We start from the raw sequence: 19,691 nt of genomic DNA, 5'->3' as shown, positions 1-19,691 counted from the left end.
CTTGAACTCCCCCTGCCGCGGCGGCGCGCCCGAACCCGGGCGACCGCTCAGCCGCGACACGGTGAAGAGGTTAGGGGTAATCCGTGAAACACATAAGGTGGTTGGGTGAAGAGCGTGTTTCCTCACAACGCGGACCGGGTCTGAACATTTCACCCACCGGTCTCGTTCCCGTTCTTTCTCCTTATGTCGTTTCAGCTGTTCAGGCGGGCACGCAGCCGTTCCGGATCGGTGGTCGGCGCGTCACAGGTGAAGTTCCGGCAGACGTACGCCGCCGGCGCCCCGCCCACCAGCGGTCGGCCGGCGAGCAGGGGGAACTCGTCGCTCCCCTCGACACCGAAGGCGACCACCGCACCGGGCGCCGTGCCGAGGAGCGCCGTACGGTGCAGCCCCCGGGTGGCGGCGTCGCCCGGCTCCGGCCCCACGACGGCCACTTCGCGGGGACCGTCGAGCAGCGCCTCGGCGGCGGCCAGACCCCAGCCGATGAAGCGCGGGACCCGCGGTCCGAGCGCCTTCACCACGCCGAGCGCGTGCTCGGCCGCGCTGCGGTGGGCCTCGGAGCCGGTCTGGGCGGCGTAGGAGAGCAGGGCGTTCGCGGCGGCGGTCCAGCCGGACGGGGTGGCGTTGTCGGTGGGGTCCTGGGGGCGCCGGATCAGCCGCTCGGCGTCGGAGGCGGTGTCGTAGAGGGAGCCGGAGTCGTCCCGGAAGCGGGTGAGGACGTGGTCGAGCAGCAGCCCGGCGAAGTCCAGCCAGACTCCCTCCCCGGTGACCGACGCCAGCGCGAGGAACCCCTCCGCCACGTCGGCGTAGTCCTCCAGCACCCCGGCGTGGGCGCCCGCGCGGCCGTCCTTGCTGGTGCGGAAGAGCCGGCCGTGGTCGTCGAGGTGAAGCCGCACCAGCAGGTCGGCCGCGCCGACGGCGGCGTCCACCAGATCGGGGCGCTCGAAGTAGGCGCCGGTCTCGGCGAGCGCGGCGATCGCGAGCCCGTTCCAGGCGGCGACCACCTTGTCGTCGCGGCCGGGTGCCGGGCGGCCGTCCCGGGCGGCCAGCAACCGCTCCCTGACCGAAGCGGTCCGGGCGGCGTCGAAGACACCCTCCTGCTGCGGCAGTTGCAGCACGGAGGACCCGTGCTCGAAGGTGCCCTCCACGGTCACGCCGAAGTACTGCGCGGCGAGCTCGGCGTCCTCGGCCCCCAGCACCTCGGTGAGCTGCGCGGGCGTCCACACGTAGTAGGCGCCCTCGACGTGCCGGCCCGTCCCGTCGTCGCTGTCGGCGTCCAGCGCGGAGGCGAAGCCGCCCTCGGCGGTGCGCAGTTCGCGGACCATGAAGTCGGCGGTCTCCAGGGCGACCCGGCGGGCCAGGTCGGAGCCCGTGGCCCGCCAGAGGTGGGCGTAGACGCGGCACAGCAGGGCGTTGTCGTACAGCATCTTCTCGAAGTGCGGCACGACCCACTCGCGGTCGACGGAGTAGCGGGCGAAGCCGCCGCCGAGCTGGTCGTAGATGCCGCCGCGCGCCATCCGCTCGCAGGTGTCGGCCGCCATCTGGAGCGCGCCCTCGGCGCCGGTGCGGGCGTGGTGGCGCAGCAGGAACTCGACCACCATGGACGGCGGGAACTTCGGTGCCCCGCCGAAGCCGCCGCGCTGCGGGTCGTACTCCCGGGTCAGTCCGAGCAGCGCCTGCCCCAGCTCCGCCTCGCCGGGCGCCTGCGCGTCGCCGTAGGAGATCTCCCGCCCTGCGAGGTCCCGCACGATCTTCCCCGCGACCTCGGTGACCTCGCCGCGCCGCTCCGCCCATGCCTGGTGGACGCCCTGGAGCACCTGCCGGAAGGAGGGCATGCCGTGGCGGGGCTCGGGCGGGTAGTAGGTGCCGAAGTAGAAGGGCTCGGCGTCCGGGGTGAGGAAGACGGTCATGGGCCAGCCGCCCTGCCCGGTGGCCGCCTGTACGGCCTCCATGTAGACGGCGTCCACGTCGGGCCGCTCCTCGCGGTCGACCTTGACGGACACGAAGTGCCCGTTCATGAACGTGGCGGTGTCCTCGTCCTCGAAGGACTCGTGCGCCATGACGTGGCACCAGTGGCACGCGCTGTAGCCGACGCTCAGGAGGACGGGCACGTCGCGCCGCCGGGCCTCCTCGAACGCTTCGGCCTCCCACGGCCACCAGTCGACGGGATTCTCCGCGTGCTGGAGGAGGTACGGGGACGTCGCCTGCGCAAGTCGGTTGGCCATGCCTCCATCCTCGCGCACGTGCCCGCGAAAACCGGTGGAAGGGCGCCGCCGCGCCCCCTTACCGTGCTGGCTGACCGAGTCGTCTGAGTGAGGACGTGCCGTTGTACACCGTGTGAGACCTCCCGAGCGCTGATCTGTCGCGCGTCGCGCCTGCGCGCCGCGCTCCTTTTTGCTGCGGATTTCTCACTGAAACCGGTGTACTCCTGTGCTCAACGAATGGGCCGTCGTGCCCACCTGCCCGCCACTCGTCCGCCGCCGTTGCCGCACGTGCGCGTCCGGCCGCTTCCGGGCGAACGGCAAGTTCCGCGTCAACGCCAACCACAAGCTCATCGACGCGTGGCTCCTCGTCCTCTGCACCGCTTGCGGGAACACCGCGAAGCTCACGGTGCTGGAGCGGGCGAACGTGCGTTCCGTACGGCCCGGACTGCTGGACCGGATGCACGACAACGACTCCGCTCTGGCGGCCGAGCTGCTCCGGGAGCCGGTCCTGCTGCGCCGCAATCGCGTCGCCCTCGACTGGGACGGCGCCTGGCGCCTCGACACCGGGGGGTCGGATCACCTGGACCGCGAGGTGATCGACGTGGCGGTCCGCTTCGGGGCGCCGATACCCGTACGGCCGGTGCGGCTGATCGCTGAAGGGTGCGGTCTCTCACGAGCCGCGGTGGAGCGGCTGGTCACGGAGGGGAGACTCGTGTCGGCGGTCCGGCTGAGCGGCCGGATCCGCGGGGACTTCACGTTCACGCTGAAGCGCTGACGTGCTGAAGCTCTGAGTCCCGGCTCGGCGACCGGTGGCCGCACGTGGCAGGACGTGCGGCCATCGCTCCGTGCGAGGGGGACGGCCGGTCAGTAGTCGATCCGGTCCGTCTTCGCGATCCAGGCGTCGAACGGCTGGGTGCGGTGGGGCAGGTCGAGGTGCTCGACGGACATCGGCCACAGCTCCTGGGGCCGCTTCTCGAACAGGTCGTAGAACTTGCGGTCGTCGAAGCCGGCCACGGCGGCGTCGTGGCGGTCGGCGGAGTAGATCAGCCGGTCGACGCGCGCCCACAGGGAGGACGACAGGCACATCGGGCAGGGCTCGCAGGACGTGACGAGGGTGCAGCCCTCCAGGCTGAAGGTGCCGAGCGTCTGGCAGGCGGCGCGGATGGCGCTGACCTCGGCGTGCGCGGTGGGGTCCAGGCTGGAGGTGACCTTGTTGTTGGCGAGCGCCACGATGTCGCCGTCCTTGGCGATGAGCGCGCCGAAGGGGCCGCCGCCGTTCGCGACGCTGGTGGTGGCCAGCTCGATCGCCTGGTTCATCCAGGCGCGCTCGTCCTCGCGGATGCCGGTCTCGGCGATGTGGGTGGTCATGGCGGCTCCTCGGCTGGTGTGTGGTGGACCTGCGGCTGCAACCCGTACGGGGAGTACACAGGCTGCGGGCCAATACCGGCCAGGGACCGAAGGCACGAACAACGAGCGGGCTGCCGTCAGCGCTTCGTAGGTTCACACAAAGGCTATTCATGCTTGCGGCGCCGGCCCCCGAGGACGCCGAAGGGGTGCCCCGCCCGCACGGTGCACGCGGGCGGGGCACCCCCTGAAGACCGGCCGGGGGGGGTCAGTCCCCCGTCGACTCGAAGGTGCGCAGCAGGTCGGCCGCGACGCTCACGGCGATGGTCGCGGGCTCCTTGCCGTTGATGTCGGACAGCCCGATCGGGGTCTTGATCCGGTCGATGGCGGCGTCGTCGTGACCGCCCTCGGTGGACAGGCGCTTGCGGAACCGCGTCCACTTCGCCGCCGACCCGATCAGCCCGATGGAACCGAGGTGGCCGGTGCGCAGGGCGGCGTCGCACAGGGCGGCGTCCTCGGCGTGGTCGTGGGTCATGATCAGGACGTGGGTGCCGGGCGGCAGCTCGGCCAGCACCTCCTCCGGCAGCAGCGGCGTGTGGTGCACGTGCACCTGCGCCACCGCGTCCGCCAGCACGCCGAGCCGTTCCTCGGCCAGGAGGTCGGCGCGGCTGTCGACCAGGTGGAGGTCGAGGTCCTGGCGGGCCAGGATGCGGGCCAGTTCCAGCCCGACGTGCCCGACCCCGAAGACGGCCACCGCCCGGACCACCGGCAGCGGTTCCAGCAGCACCGACACCGTGCCGCCGCAGCACTGCACGCCGTGCTGGTTGGTCACCTTGTCGTTCAGCGCGAAGTCCATCAGCTCGGGCTTCGGATCGGACGCGTCGATCATCTCCCGGGCCCGGTCGATCGCGACGGCCTCGACGTTGCCGCCGCCGATCGAGCCCCACGCCCCGGTCCGCCCCACGACGAGTTTCGCACCGGCGTCGCGCGGGGCGTGGCCGCGCACGGTCGCGACGGTCACCAGCACGCCGGGTTCCCGGCGTGCCCGCAACCGCGCGACCGCGGCGATCCACGTCATGTCAGGCACCGCTCAGCGCTTCCGCGCCGGTGCGGACACCGCCGGCGCCGGCGGCCGCGCTCCGGGTCCCGTCGTCACCGGCCGTGCCGGCCTGCCGGGCCGCCTCGATCGCCCAGTACACCGCCTCCGGCGTCGCGGGCGAGGCCAGCTCCACGCTCACCCCGCTCGGCCCGAACGCGGCGGCGGCCTGCCGCAGCGCCTCCCGCACCGAGAACGCCAGCATCAGCGGGGGCTCGCCGACCGCCTTGGAGCCGTAGACCGCGCCCTCCTCGGTGGCGTTCTCCAGCAGGTGGACGTTGAACTCCTCGGGCATCTCCGAGAAGCTCGGCAGCTTGTAGGTGCTGGCGGCCTGGGTGAGCAGCCGGCCGCGGTGGGGGCCGTCGCCGGTGTCCCAGCGCAGGTCCTCCAGGGTCAGCCAGCCCGCGCCCTGCACGAAGCCGCCCTCGACCTGACCGATGTCGATCATCGGGGAGAGGCTGTCGCCGACGTCGTGGACGATGTCGACCCGCCGGATGCGGTACGCGCCGGTGAAGCCGTCCACCTCCACCTCGGTCGCCGCGGCGCCGATCGCGAAGTACTTGAACGGGGAGCCCTGGAAGCTCTTCGCGTCCCAGTGCAGCCCCTCGGTCCGGTAGTAGCCGGCCGCCGAGAGCTGGACCCGCTGGAAGTACGCGGTGTGCACCAGGTCGTCCCAGGCCAGCTCCTTGTCGCTGCCCAGGGCGCGGGCGACGCCCTCGACGATGCGCACGTCGGAGGCGTTGGCGCCGAGCTGCGAGGCGGCCACCTGGAGGAGCCGCTCGCGCAGCTGCTCGCAGGCGTTCTTGATCGCTCCGCCGTTCAGGTCCGCGCCGGAACTGGCCGCGGTGGCCGAGGTGTTGGGCACCTTGTCGGTGCGGGTCGGGGCGAGGCGCACCTTGTGCAGGGGGATGCCCAGGGTGGTCGCGGCCACCTGGAGCATCTTGGTGTGCAGGCCCTGGCCCATCTCGGTGCCGCCGTGGTTGATCAGGACGGAGCCGTCCTTGTAGATCAGGACCAGTGCGCCGCCCTGGTTGAAGGCGGTGAGGTTGAACGAGATGCCGAACTTCACGCCGGTGACCGCCAGGGCCCGCTTGGTGTGCGGGTGCGCGGCGTTGAAGGCGGCGATCTCGCGCTTGCGGTCGGCGATGCCGCCGTTGTCCCGGACCTGCTGCCAGACGGTGGAGATCCGCTCGGGCTGGGTGACCGGCTGCCCGTACGGCGTGGTCTGGCCCTGACCCGGGCGGTAGAAGTTGCGCTCGCGCAGCTCCATGGGGTCCAGGCCGAGCCGCGGCGCGCAGCGGCCGAGGATGTCCTCGATCACCAGCATGCCCTGCGGTCCGCCGAAGCCGCGGAAGGCGGTGTTGGAGACCGTGTTGGTCTTGGCGATGCGGCCGGCGACGCGCGCGTTGGGGATCCAGTACGTGTTGTCGATGTGGCACAGCGCCCGGGCCAGCACCGGCTCGGACAGGTCCAGGCTCCAGCCGCCGTCCGCGGTCAGCGTGGCGTCCAGGGCCTGGATGCGGCCCTCGGCGTCGAAGCCGATCTTCCATGTGGCGTGGAACCCGTGCCGCTTGCCGGACATGGTCAGGTCCTGGGTCCGGTTGAGCCGGAACCGGACCGGGCGGCCGGTCAGCCTGGCACCGAGCGCGGCGACGGCCGCGAAGCCGTGCGGCTGCATCTCCTTGCCGCCGAAGCCGCCGCCCATCCGCAGGCACTGCACGGTCACCTCGTGGGAGGGCACGCCGAGCACGTGCGCGACGATCTCCTGGGTCTCCGACGGGTGCTGGGTGCTGGACTGGATGAACAGCTGCCCGTTCTCGTCGACCTGGGCCAGCGCCGCGTGCGTCTCCAGGTAGAAGTGCTCCTGGCCGGAGAACTGGAACTCGCCGGTGAACACGTGCGCGGAGTCGGCGAAGCCGGCGTCGGTGTCGCCGTGCGTCATGAGGGGACGGGCACCGTGGTAGCTGTCCGCCGCGATCGCGTCCTGCAGCGTGATCACGGAGGGCAGTTCGTCGAGCTCCACCTCGACGGCCGCCGCACCGAGCCGGGCCGCCTCCAGGGTCTCGCCGAGCACCCAGGCGACGGCGTGGCCGTGGAACATGACCTCGTCGGGGAAGAGCGGCTCGTCGTGCTTCATCCCGGCGTCGTTGAGACCGGGCACGTCGGCGCCGGTCAGGACGCGGACCACGCCGGGCACGGCGAGCGCGGGGGCGGTGCGCAGCGCGGTGACCCGGCCGCGGGCCTTCATCACCTGGACCGGATAGGCGTGCAGCACGTCCTTGGTGCGCTGGACGAGGTCGTCGGTGTAGAGCGCGGTGCCCGTGACGTGCTGGTAGGCGCTCTCGTGGGGCAGCGAGACGCCGACGGCCGGCTTCTCGGGACGCTCGGACAGGTGGCTCATGACGGCACCGCCTCGGTGGTCTGGGCGTACAGCTTCAGCAGGCTCTGGCCGAGCATCGCGGAACGGTAGAGGGAGCTGGCGCGATGGTCGTCCATCGGGGTGCCCTCTCCCCGCAGCACCCGGGCCGCGGCCTCGGCGGTCTCCGCCGTCCACGGCCTGCCCTCCAGGGCCGCCTCGGTGGCGAGCGCGCGGACCGGGGTGGCTGCCACGCCGCCCAGGCCGATCCGGGCCTTGCGGACGACGCCGTCCTCGACGTCGAGGGCGAAGGCGACGGCGACGCTGGAGATGTCGTCGAAGCGCCGCTTGGCGATCTTGTGGAAGGCGGTGACCGGCGACAGCGGCAGCGGGAGGCGCACCGCGCGGATCAGCTCACCGGGACGGCGCACGCTCTGCCGGTAGCCGGTGAAGTACTCGGCCAGCGGGACCTCGCGCTCACCGTCGGCGTCGGCGAGGACCAGCGACGCCTCCAGCGCGAGCAGCACCGGCGGGCTGTCACCGATGGGCGAGCCGGTACCGAGGTTGCCGCCCAGGGTGGCGCCGTTGCGGATCAGCCGGGACGCGAACTGCGGGAACAGCTCCGCCAGCAGCGGTACGGTGCCGTCGAGGCGGCGTTCGATCTCGGTGAGCGTGAGGGCCGCGCCGATCTCGACGCGGTCGTCCTCGACCCGCAGTTCCCGCAGTTCGGGCAGCCGGTCGACGGCGACCACGCAGTCCGCGCGGCGGGAGCGGATGTTGACCTCCACGCCCCAGTCGGTGCTGCCGGCGACCACCACCGCGTCGGGCCGCTCACGCAGCAGCCGCAGGGTCTCGGCCAGGGTGTCCCGGCGCAGGAACGCGGTGTCGTCCTGGGTGTACTCGGTGGCCACGGCTGCCGGCGGGGCCTGCTCGCGGCGCTGGGCCAGCGGGTCCTCGTCGGTGGGCGCGCCGACGGCGAAGGCGGCGTCGCGGATCGGACGGTAGCCGGTGCAGCGGCACAGGTTGCCGCTGAGCGCGTGCAGGTCGAAACCGTTGGGGCCGTGCTCGGCGTCGGCCGTCTCCTCGGCGGCGCCCGTGTGCTCGCAGCGGCCGGGCCGGTAGTACTCGGCGGCCATGCTGCACACGAACCCCGGTGTGCAGTAGCCGCACTGGGAGCCACCGCGGACCGCCATCTCCTCCTGCACCGGGTGCAGGGCGGCCGGCGCACCCGGCTCGCCGGCGGTGGCCAGGCCCTCGGAGGTGACGACCTCCTGGCCGTCGAGCGCCGCGACCGGGACCAGGCAGGCGTTGACCGCGACCCAGTCGGTGGGCTTGTTCACGCCGGGGCGGGCCACCAGGACGGAACAGGCACCGCACTCGCCCTCGGCGCAGCCCTCCTTGGTGCCGGTGAGACCGCGCTCGCGCAGGAAGTCCAGCACCGTGGTGTGGGGCGCGACGGGAGCGATCGGTTCTTCTTTCCCGTTGACGGTGATGCGTGCCGCTACCATGCCAGGCCTTCATTTCGGTTTCGGGCAGGTCGATTCATCATGTTCGCCAATTCAGGCAGCTTTCTGTGTTCGGAACGCGCCGCGTCAGGGCGCGGGCGCACACCGGCACGCGACGGGGGCATGCCGTGAAGTGAAGAAGGGGAAAACCCGAAATGTGCCACGCGGAGGCACAGCGGAACGGCTACTCAGCAGCCGTGCGCGACCCGACCGGAAACCCAGACCGTACGGCGGGCGAGGCGACCGAGATCAGAGTTGATGTACATCTGCCCGTCGCCTCCTTTCGATGAATATGGGTCTGCTTCCTTCGCAAATTAGTGGCTGCGGTCACCCGGGTCAAGGGGTGCGGAACAACACGGGACAACGGGACACCGGGACGCCCGAACAATCGGGACGACGCGGGGTCTCCCCGCGGCCTCCCCCGCGCAGGACACTTGACCGGCGCACAACCGGGGAAGGACCCGGGATGGGCCGGGAGAGCTCCCCAGTGGTCCGGGGGCACCCGGGTGACACCGATGCCGCCGGAGGGGGCGCGACATGCGGGACAGTCATCGGTCGGAGGCCGAGCGGCTACTGGGGCGGGCCGTGGAGGAGGAGGTACGGCGCTCGGGCGGGCGCACGGACGGCAAGGTGCTGCTGTCCCGGGCCCGAGCCGCCCTGGACGCGATGGCGGGCACGGCCGCCGAGGAGTACGAGGCCTACACCCGCGCACTGGACGAGGCGGCGGCCGGCCAGCTCACCTTCCGGCAGCGGTACGCCCGGGAGGGCGCCGGCACTCCCCTGCTGGTGGCCGCCGTGGCGGCGGTCGCCGCGGCGGTGGCCGACATGGCCCTGGGCACCGGTGCGGGCACCGCGGTGGGCGCGGGCGTGACCGTCGGGGTCGTCGGTGCCGCGGCGACGGTGGTGAAGGTCGTCGGGTCCCACGTGCCGGCCGCCCACCACCGCGCCGGTGCCGTCAGCCAGCCCGGCGGGCCCGAGCAGCTGCGGTTGCAGTGGCTGACGGCGCTGGAGGTACGGGGCATCCGGCCGTTCCTGGACCAGCAGCGGATGCTCGCCGCGTCGACCGGCCCCAAGAAGGCCGGGCCCAGGCTGCGGGGCGCCGACAAGAGCGCGGCGGCCCGTGGACGCAGCGCGCTGGAGCAGTCGTTCGCGCAGCTGCCGGAACCGGAGCCCACCTTCGCGGGCCGGCGGCAGGAGATGGCCCGGCTGCGGCAGTGGGTGCAGGCGGCCCGCGCGAGCGCGCAGACGCAGCCGACGGTGGTGGTGCTGCACGGGACGCCGGACAGCGGCCGCACGACGCTCGCCGTACGCGCCGCCCACGAGCTGCGGGACTACTTCCGCGGGGCCTGTGTGGTCGACCTGCGCGGGGACGGCCCGGTCTCGGGCGGCGAGTCCCCGCTGAGCACCCGGGACGCCCTGCTGCACCTGCTGAACCGGCTCGGGGCGCCCCGCGAGCAGCTGCTGTTCCGGGAGCGTTCCTCGGCGGCCCAGCAGGTCAAGCGGCTCAGCGAGCTGTACCACCAGCACCTGACGGACGTACCGGTCACCATCGTGCTGAACGACGCCTCGGACCCCGAGCAGGTGCGCACCCTGGTGCCGGAGCGGTCGGACAGCCTGGTGCTGGTCACCGCGCGGGAGCCGCTCCGGCTGCCGCCCGACCTGCCGGCGCGGGTGTACGACCTGCCCGTCGGGGCGCTGGACGCGGCCGGCGCGGAGGAGCTGCTGTCCGCCTGCGCGCAGGACGGCTCGGGGCCCTACGACGCCGACTCCAGCGACCGCGTCCGGGAGCTGTGCGGCGGGCTGCCGCTGGCGCTGCGTGTCGCGGGGTCGTCGCTGGGCCCGCGTTCGCCGCGCGCCCTGGCGACCGACCTGGGCGCGTACGGGCCGGTGGAACCGGCGGAACGGGCCCTGTGGCTGCGCTACACCGACCAGCCGGAGCCCGCCCGGCGGCTGCTGCGCCGGCTGGCGCTGGCCGGGCGGACCTCGCTGGGTGCCCCGGCCGCCGCCGCGCTGCTGGCCACGGACGAGACGGAGGCGGCCCGGCAGCTCGCGGAACTGTCGCGGGCGGGCCTGCTGGACCACGTCCGGGGCAACCGCTACCGGCTGCACGACGTCGTGCGGGCCTTCGCCCTGGCCCGGCTCGCCGACGAGGAGGAGCCCGGCGAGCGGGCCGCCGCGCAGGAACGGCTGATCGCTAACTACGCCGAGCTGGCCGACTCGGTGCTGCGCATGGTCGACGGCAACATGTCGACCCGCTCGGACCGGTTCGGGCAGTACGGCTTCACGTCCCTGGACGAGGCGCTGCGCTGGCTGGACGACGAGTCGAGCTTTATCACGGCCGCGCTGCGGCACGCGGAGGGCGTCGACCAGGGCGCGGTGCTGAACCTGCTGGGCGCGCTGTGCGACTACTGCCTGCTGCGCGGCGACCTGTACCGGCTCGGTGAGATCAGCGAGCTGGCGCAGTCCGTGGACCAGGGGCTGCTGGTGCGTTCGGTGCAATGGCGTACCGGTATCGCGGCGCGGCAGCTGGGCGAGCTGGACACGGCGCGGACGACCCTCAGTTCCGTGGTCGACCTGTACATGGAGGCCCACCACGACGCCGGGGCGGCCCGTGCCCTGTGCTCGCTGGGCATCACGCTGCACCACCAGGGCAACCTGACCGAGGCGGCGGCGAAACTGCGGGAGGCGCTGGACCTCCAGGCCCCGCCCGGGCTGGCCACGGACCGGGCGTGGACGCTGCACGCGCTGGCGGCGGTGGAGCGGGACCGGGCGCGGCTCGCGGAGGCCATGGACCTGCTCACCCAGTCCCTGGTGCTGCACCGCGCGGGCGAGTCGGTGCACGGCCAGGCGTGGGCCCACTTCCAGCTCGGCCAGCTGCACCTGCGCATGGGGGACGTGCCGCGGGCCGAGACGGACCTGCGTACGGCCCTGGATCTGTACGGCCGCACCCAGGACGCCCGCGGCGAGGCCTGGGCACTGACCCAGCTGGCGCGGGCCCGGCTGGTGGCCGGTGACGTGTCCGCGGCGGTGGAGGAGCTGCGGCGGGCGGCGACCCGGCACCGCGAGAACGAGGACGCGCGCGGCAAGGCGTGGAGCTTCTACTACCTGGGCCAGGCGCTGGAGGAGACGGGCGCCCTGGACCAGTCGGTGCGTGCGCTGGAACGCTCCCGCACGATGTTCTCGCGGATGCGGGACGCGTACGGCCTGGCCTGCGCCCGGCACCACTCGGCGCGGGTGACCCGTGACCAGCGCGCCGCCCAGACGGGCTCGCTGCGCAACTCCGGTTTCGCCCGGCAGCTCCTGGTGGACGCGCGCGCCGACTTCCAGCGCATCGGCGTCGGCCACGGCGAGGCGTGGACCTGCCTGGAGCTGGCGGTCGTGGACGCGGGCAACGCCCGTACGCCGCAGGCACTCGCCCTGTGCGACGAGGCGGCGGCGCTCTTCTCGGCGTACGGCGACCGGCGGGGCGACGACTGGGCCCGCTTCCTGCGCTGCACGCTGCTGCCGTACGCCGCTGCGGGGGGCGTGGAGATCGGCACGGCGGTGGCGCAGGAGGAGCTGGCCCAGCTGTCCCGCGCCCGCCATCCGGCCCGGGACACCAAGCTGGACGACTACATCGAGGCCTACCAGCTGCTCCTGGAACGCGGCGTCCAACTGGAGTCCGGCTGGCAGGCCTGGCGCCTGGGCATGGTCCCGGACCGGCAGGCCCGGGAGGTGATGGGGGTGGCGGTCACGGCGACGCCGTGACCGCGGGCCGGCCCCGGGTCACCCCTTCTGCGGCTCCGCCCGGCCGGAGGTCCCGGCCTCGGCGCCCGGCTCCGGCGACTCCTTGAAGTCGACCTTCCCCATGTGCCGGCTCATGGAGCGCATCAGCCCCCACACCGCCAGGGCCATCACCGCGAAGACGATGAACCCGAGGACACCCGGCGTGACCTTGTCCTCGTCCAGCTCGGCGAGAGTGACGAGGTGCGTCATTGCCATGCTTGCGCTTGCACTCATGTCAGGCATTGTCCCGGACGCCCGCGAAGAGGTCGTCCTCGGGGAGGGAGGTTTCCACGAGGGACTTCGCGAGCTCGTACTCCTCGGTGGGCCAGACCTCCTTCTGGATCTCCATCGGGACCCGGAACCAGCCCCCGTCGGGGTCGATCTGCGTGGCGTGCGCGATCAGCGCCTTGTCGCGGATCTCGAAGAAGTCGGCGCAGGGCACGTGCGTGGTGAGCGTGCGCTCCTTGCGCTCGAACTCCGACCACCGCTTGAGCCAGTCCTCGTAGGGCGACTCCAGCCCGCGCTCCAGCAGAGCGTTGTGCAGCGCCTCGGTACGGGGGCGGTTGAAGCCCTGGTTGTAGTAGACCTTCACCGGCTGGTACGCCGCCCCGTACTCCGCCTCCGGGTACTTCTCGGTGTCGGCCGCGCCCTCGAAGGCCACCATCGTGATCTTGTGGGTCATGATGTGGTCGGGGTGCGGGTAGCCGCCGTTCTCGTCGTAGGTGGTGATCACCTGGGGACGGAAGGAGCGGATCTTCCGCACCAGCTCGCCGGCCGCCTTGTCGACGTCCTCCAGGGCGAAGCAGCCGTCCGGCAGCGGCGGCAGCGGGTCGCCCTCGGGCAGGCCGGAATCGACGAAGCCGAGCCACTCCTGCCTCACGCCCAGGATCTCCCGGGCCTCGTCCATCTCCTTCTTGCGCACCTCGTGGATGTGCTCCTCGATGTACGCGTCGCCCTGGAGCTTGGGGTTGAGGATGGAGCCGCGTTCCCCGCCCGTGCAGGTCACCACCAGCACGTCCACCCCCTCGGACACGTACTTCGCCATGGTGGCCGCGCCCTTGCTCGACTCGTCGTCGGGGTGGGCGTGGACGGCCATCAGTCGCAGCTGGTCAGTCAAGACTCAATCCTCGGTCAGTCGGCGCCCTCATACAGCGGCGCAATCCAATAGGTGCCGCCCCGGAGGGGCGTCCGTAAGGGGCGGCGGTCGGGAGGCGGGTGGGAGGCTTCTATAGTGACCGAATCGGGGGCGGAATAATTCCGCGACCCGGGAGGACCGGCGTCTGCCGAGAGGACGATCATGAGTACGGCGAGCACACGAGCGCCCGAGAGCCGCTACGGCCGCTCCTCGGACGAACGGGCCGACCGCACCCTCAAGATCGTCGGTGCCGTCCTCGGCGCGGTCCTGCTCGCCGTCATCGGCTGGTTCGGCTACCACTACGTCGGCCAGAACAAGATCAGCGGTGAGCTGATCGGCTTCGAGCTGGCGGAGGACTCGGTGCAGGTGCACCTGGAGGTCCGCAAGGATGCCGGAGTCAGCGGCTACTGCACGGTCCGCTCCCAGGCCGAGGACGGCGGCGAGGTCGGCCGGGCCGACTTCCGCTTCGACGGGGACGGCACCCGCATCGACAAGGTGGTCACCCTGCGCACCAAGGCCGCGGGCACCACGGCCGAGCTCCTCGGCTGCCACGCCGACTGACCCCACAGGCCCCGCCCGCCGCCAATCCGTCGGCTCTGACCTGCGGTGTCATGAATCTGGTGGCTTATGTCCTCCCCCTTTGGCCACTCAATTGTTAGGCTCGTGGTTTCGCCCTTCCGTGAAGGAACATCCTTCTGGGTAGGGCGTTGATTTGTATTCCCAGTACCAACGAGGAGCACCCGTGACCCAGACCAGCGAGAACGTCACCTGGCTGACCCAGGAGGCGTACAACAAGCTCAAGGAGGAGCTTGAATACCTTACTGGTCCTGCGCGCACCGAGATCTCTGCCAAGATCGCCGCGGCGCGTGAGGAGGGGGACCTGCGTGAGAACGGCGGGTACCACGCGGCGAAGGAGGAGCAGGGCAAGCAGGAGCTCCGCGTGCGCCAGCTGACCCAGCTGCTCGAGAGCGCCAAGGTGGGTGAGGCCCCGGCCGCCGGCGGCGAGGTGGCGCCCGGCATGGTGGTCACGATCGCCTTCGACGGTGACGAGGACGACACGCTGACCTTCCTGCTCGCCTCGCGCGAGTACGCGAGTTCGGACATCGAGACCTACTCGCCGCAGTCCCCGCTGGGCTCGGGCGTCATCGGCCACAAGGTCGGCGAGGACGCGGAGTACGAGCTGCCGAACGGCAAGATGGCCTCCGTGAGGATCCTCAAGGCCGAGCCCTACAACGGCTGACCCGGCGAGCGGCGCGGGCCGGTGCGCCCGGCCATCCGCTTCCGTACGAGCCCCCGGCGTCCTGGTGACGCCGGGGGTTTCGTCATGCGGCGGCCGAGCGGTACTTGCGCACCGCCAGCGTGCGGAAGACCGCGATGATCAGCACGGACCAGATGATCGACGCCCAGACGGGATGCTGCATCGGCCAGGCGTCGGACTGCACGACGCCCGGGTTGCCGAACAGTTCGCGTGTGGCCTGCACGGTCGCGCTGAACGGGTTCCACTCGGCGATGTGGCGCAGCCAGGGAGTCATCTTGCTGGAGTCCACGAAGGCGTTGGACACGAACGTCACCGGGAACAGCCAGATGATCCCGCCCGAGGTCGCCGCCTCGGGGGTGCGCACGGACAGGCCGATGAGTGCCCCGATCCAGGTGAAGGCGTAGCCGAGCAGGAGGAGCAGGAGGAAGGCGCCCAGGACCTTCCCGGCGTTGGTCGGCTCGGCGGATCCGGTCCGCCAGCCGACGAGCAGCGCGACGATCGCGAGGACGAGCACGGTGATGCACGTCTGCACGAGGTCGGCGACGGTCCGGCCTGTCAGCACCGCACCGCGCGCCATGGGCAGTGACCGGAACCGGTCGACGAGCCCCTTCTGCATGTCGTCGGCGATGCCGGCGGCGGACCCGGCGGTGGCGAAGGTGACGGTCTGGGCGAAGATGCCCGCCATCAGGAAGTCCTTGTAGACGTCCGGGTCGGTGCTGTTCCCGATCTGCATCGAGCCACCGAAGACGTAGGTGAACAGGACGACGAACATCACCGGCTGGATGACCCCGAAGAGGACCATCTCGGGGATCCGGGTCATCCGGATCAGGTTTCTGCGGGCGATGACCAGCGAGTCCCGCAGGGACTGGCCGACGGAACTGCCGGAACCGGCGGGCGCCGCGGTCTGGGCGGCTTCGGTGGCGGCGCTCACTTGGCGGCCTCCTTCTCGGGCTGGTGACCGGCGTCCGCCTCGGTGTCGCCCTCTTCGGCCCGGGTCTCGGCCGCGTGGCCGGTCAGGGAGAGGAAGACGTCGTCGAGGGTGGGGCGGCGCAGGCCGATGTCGTCGATCTCGATGCCGCGTATGTCGAGCTCGCGGATGACCTCGGCGAGCAGCTTGGCGCCGCCGGTGACGGGGACGGTGAGTTTGCGGGTGTGCTCCTCGACGGTGGTGGAGCCCTTCCCGAAGCCGGCGAGCACTTCGGCGGCCGTCGCCATGTGCTCGCGCTCGTGGACGACGACTTCGACGCGCTCCCCGCCGGTGCGGGCCTTGAGCTGGTCGGAGGTGCCGCGGGCGATGACGTGGCCGCGGTCGACGACCGCGATGTCGTGCGCGAGGTGGTCGGCCTCCTCCAAATACTGCGTGGTCAGCAGCAGGGTCGTGCCGCCGGAGACCAGCTGCTTGATGACTTCCCAGAGCTGCTGGCGGTTGCGCGGGTCGAGGCCGGTCGTCGGTTCGTCCATGAACATCACGGGCGGGGAGACGACCAGGGCGGCGGCCAGGTCGAGCCGTCGGCGCATGCCTCCGGAGTAGGTCTTGGCGGGACGGTCGGCGGCGTCCGAGAGGTGGAACTGCTCGAGCAGCTCGACGGCGCGGGCCTTCGCCGCCTTGGCCCGCATCTGGTAGAGCTGGCCGACCATCTGGAGGTTCTCCCGGCCGGTCAGATACTCGTCGACCGCGGCGAACTGGCCGGAGAGGCCGATCGAGCGCCGGACCTCGTTGGGGTGTTTGAGTACGTCGATGCCCGCGACGACGGCCTTGCCGCTGTCCGGGCGCAGCAGGGTCGTCAGGCAGCGGACGGCGGTGGTCTTGCCCGCGCCGTTCGGCCCGAGCAGGCCGAGGACGGTGCCCTCGGGAACGTCGAGGTCGACGCCGTCCAGAGCCCTTACGTCACCGAAGGTCTTCACCAGGCCTTCGGCATAGATGGCGCCTGGCATATGAGTCTCCACGTCGTCGGGGAATCTTCGAAAAGCCTAGGTTTGTGCATTTCGCTCGGCTCAGCGAGCGATTTACCGAACACCATAACGCGATGTATCGCGTCTCACAATGCGATTGCCCGCACTGTTACTCGAACGAGTGACGAAGCGGTGGCCCGGCTCAGCCGATGACGGGATACCCCGCCTCGTGCAGCGCCCGGCCGACCTCGGCACAGTGCTCCGGGCCCTTCGTCTCCAGGTGCAGCTCGACCTCCGCCTCCGTGAGCCCGAGCCGTGGGTCGGTCCGCACGTGGCTCACGTCGAGGACGTTAGCGTCCACCACTGACAACACCCCGAGAAGCGTGGCGAGGGCACCGGGACGGTCCGTCAGCCGCAGCCGGACCGCCAGGTAGCGGCCCTGCGCGGCCATGCCGTGCCGCAGCACGCCCTGCATCAGCACCGGGTCCACGTTCCCGCCGGACAGCACCGCCACGACCGGCCCCGCGAAGGCGCCGGGATCGCTGAGCAGCGCCGCCACCGGGCTCGCCCCGGCCGGCTCCACGACCAGCTTGGCCCGCTCCAGGCACAGCAGCAGGGCCGTGGACAACTCGTCCTCGGACACCGTGCGCACCTCGTCCACCAGATCGCCGACGATCCCGAACGGCACGTCACCGGGCCGCCCCACCTTGATGCCGTCGGCCATGGTCGACGGGTTCTCGACGGCCACCGGGCGCCCGGCGGCCAGCGAGGGCGGGTACGCCGCCGCTCCCTCGGCCTGCACGCCCACGATCCGCACGTCCGGCCGCAGCGCCTTCACCGCGACCGCGATCCCGGCCACCAGCCCTCCCCCGCCGATGCCGACCACGACGGTCCGCACCTCGGGGCACTGCTCCAGGATCTCCAGCCCGACCGTGCCCTGCCCCGCGATGATGTCGGGGTGGTCGAAGGGGTGGATGAACACCGCGCCCGTCCGCTCCGCGTACTCCTGCGCCGCGGCCAGCGTCTCGTCGACCACCTGGCCGTGCAGCCGCACCTGAGCGCCGTACTCCCGGGTCGCGCTGATCTTGGGCAGCGGCGCGCCCTTCGGCATGAAGACCGTCGAGTCCACCCCGAGCAGCGACGACGCCAGCGCCACCCCCTGGGCGTGGTTCCCCGCGCTCGCCGCGACCACGCCGGCGGCCCGCTGCTCGGGCAGCAGACCGGCGATACGGACGTAGGCGCCGCGCAGCTTGAACGAACCGGTCCGCTGAAGGTTCTCGCACTTGAAGTGCACCGGCGCGCCGACCAGCTGCGTCAGGTGCCTGCTGCCCTCCATCGCGGTCACCCGCGCCACTCCCGAGAGCATCTTCTGCGCCCCGCGCACGTCGTCGAGGGTGACGGGCGCGGCAGGGGTGACCGTGCGGTAGCTCATGTCTCCAGCATCGCAGTTCACCGGCGTCCGGGTCCGTTGTGACCAACCTCCGAGACCCGCTTTGCCCGGCGCAGGTACGGCTCACCGCCCGGCCGCGTACCCTGTCCCCCAATTAGCAGCCCTCCACGAAGTGAGCCCCCGGCCATGCCCACAACACCTGGAATGTCGATGGACATGACGACCGCCGGTGAGACCGGTCTTCTCGAGACGCTCCAGCACGAGGTCGCACTCTTCGCCCGTCGTGCCGAACAGACCCGGCTCGGCGGCGTCGGGCAGGTGCGCAACTCCATGGACCGAGCCGCCTACCTGCTGCTCAACCGCCTCGACAAAGAGGGCCCGATGGGCGTGAAGGCGCTCGCCGCGAGCATGGGGATCGACTCGTCGACGGTCACCCGGCAGGTGGCCCCGCTCGTCGACACCGGCCTCGTCAAGCGGACCTCGCACCCCGAGGACGGCCGTGCGGTGGTCCTCCAGCTGTCCCCGCGCGGCGTGTCGCGCCTGGAGGAGGTCCGCTCCTCCAGGCGTCAGCTCATGGCCGAGCTGACCCACGACTGGGCGCCGGAGGAGCGCGAGGCGTTCTGCGCGCTCCTCGCGCGCTTCAACGGCGCCCTGTCCGCCCGTATGGCCCCGTCGGGCGTGACGGCGGGCCAGGAGGCCCCGTCGTCCACCTGAGACCGCCGCCAGGGCTTTCGCGAGCGGATCGCACCGGACTCCTGACGGGACTCTTGACCGGCGGGCCACCCCTGTCCTGATATGAGACCTCAGGGGTCGTACACAACACCTCAGGAGCCGTCCAGGAGGCTCAGGGTCGTCGTCGAGTCCCGGAGGCCCGTCGCTCTCCGGGCGGGAGGCGCGGTGCGAGACAGGCAGGCGTCCCACAGCGCCCGCCGGGCCCGCGAGTTCGAGGCGTTCGTCGCGGGCGCGGCAGGGCGGCTGCTGCATGCCGCCACCCTGCTCACGGCCGAACCGCCGGACGGCAACCCGCGCGCGCGGCGCCTGCTCGCCCTCTCGCTCGCCCACACGTACGCGTCCTGGGACCGGCTGCACGGCGAGGACCCGTACGACCTCGCCCGCCAGTACCTGGCCGCCCGTTTCGCCCGCGGGGCCTGGCACCGGCACGGCGCCGTCCTCGCCCGTGCCCGCAGGCGCCCCGCCGGCCCCCTGCGCGGACTCGCCCCGCAGGAGCGCCTGATCCTGGTGCTCAGGCTCTGCGAGGGCGTCGCGGAGGAACAGACGGCGGCCCTGCTGGGCCTGCCCGTGGAACGCGTACGGACGATCTGCGAACGCGCCACGGCCGCGCTGCTGCGCCCGCCCGCGCAACGGTCCCGCCCGGTGCCGGAACCGAAGGCGGCGACGCCATGACGGGCGCGTCCGCGCGGGAAGCGGCCGGTGCGGCCGGCACGCCCGTGCGGCGGACGGGGAGGCTGCGGTGAACCCGCTGCGACGAGAGGCGGCGGCTCGGCGGATCATGGAGCAGTCGCCGCCGCCGGTGCCGCCCGGGCTGTACGCGGACGCCGTGCGCCGCGGGAGCCGCATGCTGCGCCGCAGGACGGCCGTCCGCCGCGTGATGTGGCTGCTGCTGTGCGCCGCGGCCGTGGCGTTCACCGTGTGGGCGCTGACCGTCCAGCCCTGGGTGGAGCCGCCGTCGGAGACGACCCCACCCGTGACGGGCTGGGAGGGCTGGTGAGCCGTTCTCCCGGCCAGGG

The 19,691-nt window shown here is 72.1% G+C and carries 17 protein-coding genes; 7 read left to right on the top strand and 10 right to left on the bottom strand.

Translation table 11 applies throughout. From position 1 onward, the window contains the following. Window positions 1–191: 191 nt before the first annotated feature. Window positions 192–2,222, bottom strand: a complete 2,031-nt coding sequence (locus M6G08_RS13125; RefSeq protein WP_272587334.1) for a thioredoxin domain-containing protein — start codon at window positions 2,220–2,222, stop codon at window positions 192–194. A gap of 205 nt (window positions 2,223–2,427) precedes the next feature. Between M6G08_RS13125 and M6G08_RS13120 the strand changes: the two genes are divergently transcribed. Continuing rightward, on the top strand, window positions 2,428–2,976 hold the full coding sequence (locus tag M6G08_RS13120; RefSeq protein ID WP_272587333.1) for a DUF1062 domain-containing protein: 549 nt from the start codon (window positions 2,428–2,430) through the stop codon (window positions 2,974–2,976). An 89-nt stretch (window positions 2,977–3,065) separates the two neighbouring features. Here M6G08_RS13120 and M6G08_RS13115 read toward each other — a convergent pair whose 3' ends face one another. The 4 genes from M6G08_RS13115 to M6G08_RS13100 all read right to left on the bottom strand — a co-directional run bounded on the left by M6G08_RS13115 (window position 3,066) and on the right by M6G08_RS13100 (window position 8,505). After that, window positions 3,066–3,569, bottom strand: coding sequence for a nucleoside deaminase (locus tag M6G08_RS13115; RefSeq protein ID WP_272587332.1), 504 nt, complete (start codon window positions 3,567–3,569; stop codon window positions 3,066–3,068). A gap of 244 nt (window positions 3,570–3,813) precedes the next feature. After that, a complete protein-coding gene (gene xdhC, locus M6G08_RS13110; protein WP_272587331.1) occupies window positions 3,814–4,623 on the bottom strand; it encodes a xanthine dehydrogenase accessory protein XdhC in 810 nt (269 codons plus the stop codon). A gap of 1 nt (window position 4,624) precedes the next feature. Further along, window positions 4,625–7,042, bottom strand: a complete 2,418-nt coding sequence (gene xdhB, locus M6G08_RS13105; protein ID WP_272587330.1) for a xanthine dehydrogenase molybdopterin binding subunit — start codon at window positions 7,040–7,042, stop codon at window positions 4,625–4,627. After that, window positions 7,039–8,505 (bottom strand): xanthine dehydrogenase small subunit, encoded by a 1,467-nt coding sequence (locus M6G08_RS13100; RefSeq protein ID WP_272587329.1) that lies wholly within the window; start codon window positions 8,503–8,505, stop codon window positions 7,039–7,041. Before M6G08_RS13100 ends, xdhB begins: the two co-directional genes overlap by 4 nt. A 534-nt stretch (window positions 8,506–9,039) precedes the next feature. Between M6G08_RS13100 and M6G08_RS13095 the strand changes: the two genes are divergently transcribed. Continuing rightward, window positions 9,040–12,249, top strand: a complete 3,210-nt coding sequence (locus M6G08_RS13095) for a tetratricopeptide repeat protein (RefSeq protein WP_272587328.1) — start codon at window positions 9,040–9,042, stop codon at window positions 12,247–12,249. A gap of 18 nt (window positions 12,250–12,267) precedes the next feature. Here M6G08_RS13095 and M6G08_RS13090 read toward each other — a convergent pair whose 3' ends face one another. Continuing rightward, a complete protein-coding gene (locus tag M6G08_RS13090; protein WP_272587327.1) occupies window positions 12,268–12,510 on the bottom strand; it encodes a hypothetical protein in 243 nt (80 codons plus the stop codon). Next, a complete protein-coding gene (gene mca, locus M6G08_RS13085; RefSeq protein ID WP_272591331.1) occupies window positions 12,503–13,363 on the bottom strand; it encodes a mycothiol conjugate amidase Mca in 861 nt (286 codons plus the stop codon). The genes M6G08_RS13090 and mca overlap by 8 nt, the downstream gene beginning before the upstream one ends. A gap of 201 nt (window positions 13,364–13,564) precedes the next feature. Here mca and M6G08_RS13080 point away from each other — a divergent pair, with 201 nt between their 5' ends. Further along, a complete protein-coding gene (locus M6G08_RS13080; RefSeq protein WP_073724708.1) occupies window positions 13,565–13,963 on the top strand; it encodes a DUF4307 domain-containing protein in 399 nt (132 codons plus the stop codon). 181 nt (window positions 13,964–14,144) lie between these two features. Next, on the top strand, window positions 14,145–14,642 hold the full coding sequence (gene greA, locus M6G08_RS13075) for a transcription elongation factor GreA (protein ID WP_272587326.1): 498 nt from the start codon (window positions 14,145–14,147) through the stop codon (window positions 14,640–14,642). A gap of 82 nt (window positions 14,643–14,724) precedes the next feature. On the opposite strand, the gene M6G08_RS13070 is transcribed toward greA, so the two are convergent. From M6G08_RS13070 to ilvA, 3 genes are all read right to left on the bottom strand, one after another. Further along, window positions 14,725–15,591, bottom strand: coding sequence for an ABC transporter permease (locus M6G08_RS13070; RefSeq protein WP_272587325.1), 867 nt, complete (start codon window positions 15,589–15,591; stop codon window positions 14,725–14,727). Beyond that, on the bottom strand, window positions 15,588–16,595 hold the full coding sequence (locus M6G08_RS13065; RefSeq protein WP_272587324.1) for an efflux ABC transporter ATPase subunit, DrrA-related: 1,008 nt from the start codon (window positions 16,593–16,595) through the stop codon (window positions 15,588–15,590). Before M6G08_RS13065 ends, M6G08_RS13070 begins: the two co-directional genes overlap by 4 nt. 160 nt (window positions 16,596–16,755) lie before the next feature. Further along, window positions 16,756–17,985, bottom strand: a complete 1,230-nt coding sequence (gene ilvA / locus M6G08_RS13060) for a threonine ammonia-lyase (protein ID WP_272587323.1) — start codon at window positions 17,983–17,985, stop codon at window positions 16,756–16,758. 168 nt (window positions 17,986–18,153) lie between these two features. Between ilvA and M6G08_RS13055 the strand changes: the two genes are divergently transcribed. From M6G08_RS13055 to M6G08_RS13045, 3 genes are all read left to right on the top strand, one after another. Beyond that, window positions 18,154–18,657, top strand: a complete 504-nt coding sequence (locus M6G08_RS13055) for a MarR family winged helix-turn-helix transcriptional regulator (protein WP_272587322.1) — start codon at window positions 18,154–18,156, stop codon at window positions 18,655–18,657. A 183-nt stretch (window positions 18,658–18,840) separates the two neighbouring features. Then, window positions 18,841–19,347, top strand: a complete 507-nt coding sequence (locus tag M6G08_RS13050; protein ID WP_272587320.1) for a sigma factor-like helix-turn-helix DNA-binding protein — start codon at window positions 18,841–18,843, stop codon at window positions 19,345–19,347. Between the two features lie 67 nt (window positions 19,348–19,414). After that, window positions 19,415–19,672 (top strand): hypothetical protein, encoded by a 258-nt coding sequence (locus M6G08_RS13045; RefSeq protein ID WP_272587319.1) that lies wholly within the window; start codon window positions 19,415–19,417, stop codon window positions 19,670–19,672. The last annotated feature ends 19 nt before the right edge of the window (window positions 19,673–19,691 follow it).

This window comes from Streptomyces sp. M92 (genome assembly GCF_028473745.1).
Taxonomy (GTDB): domain Bacteria; phylum Actinomycetota; class Actinomycetes; order Streptomycetales; family Streptomycetaceae; genus Streptomyces.
The sequence above is the reverse complement of the archived record's forward strand: the minus strand, read 5'-3'. Positions and strand labels throughout refer to the sequence as shown.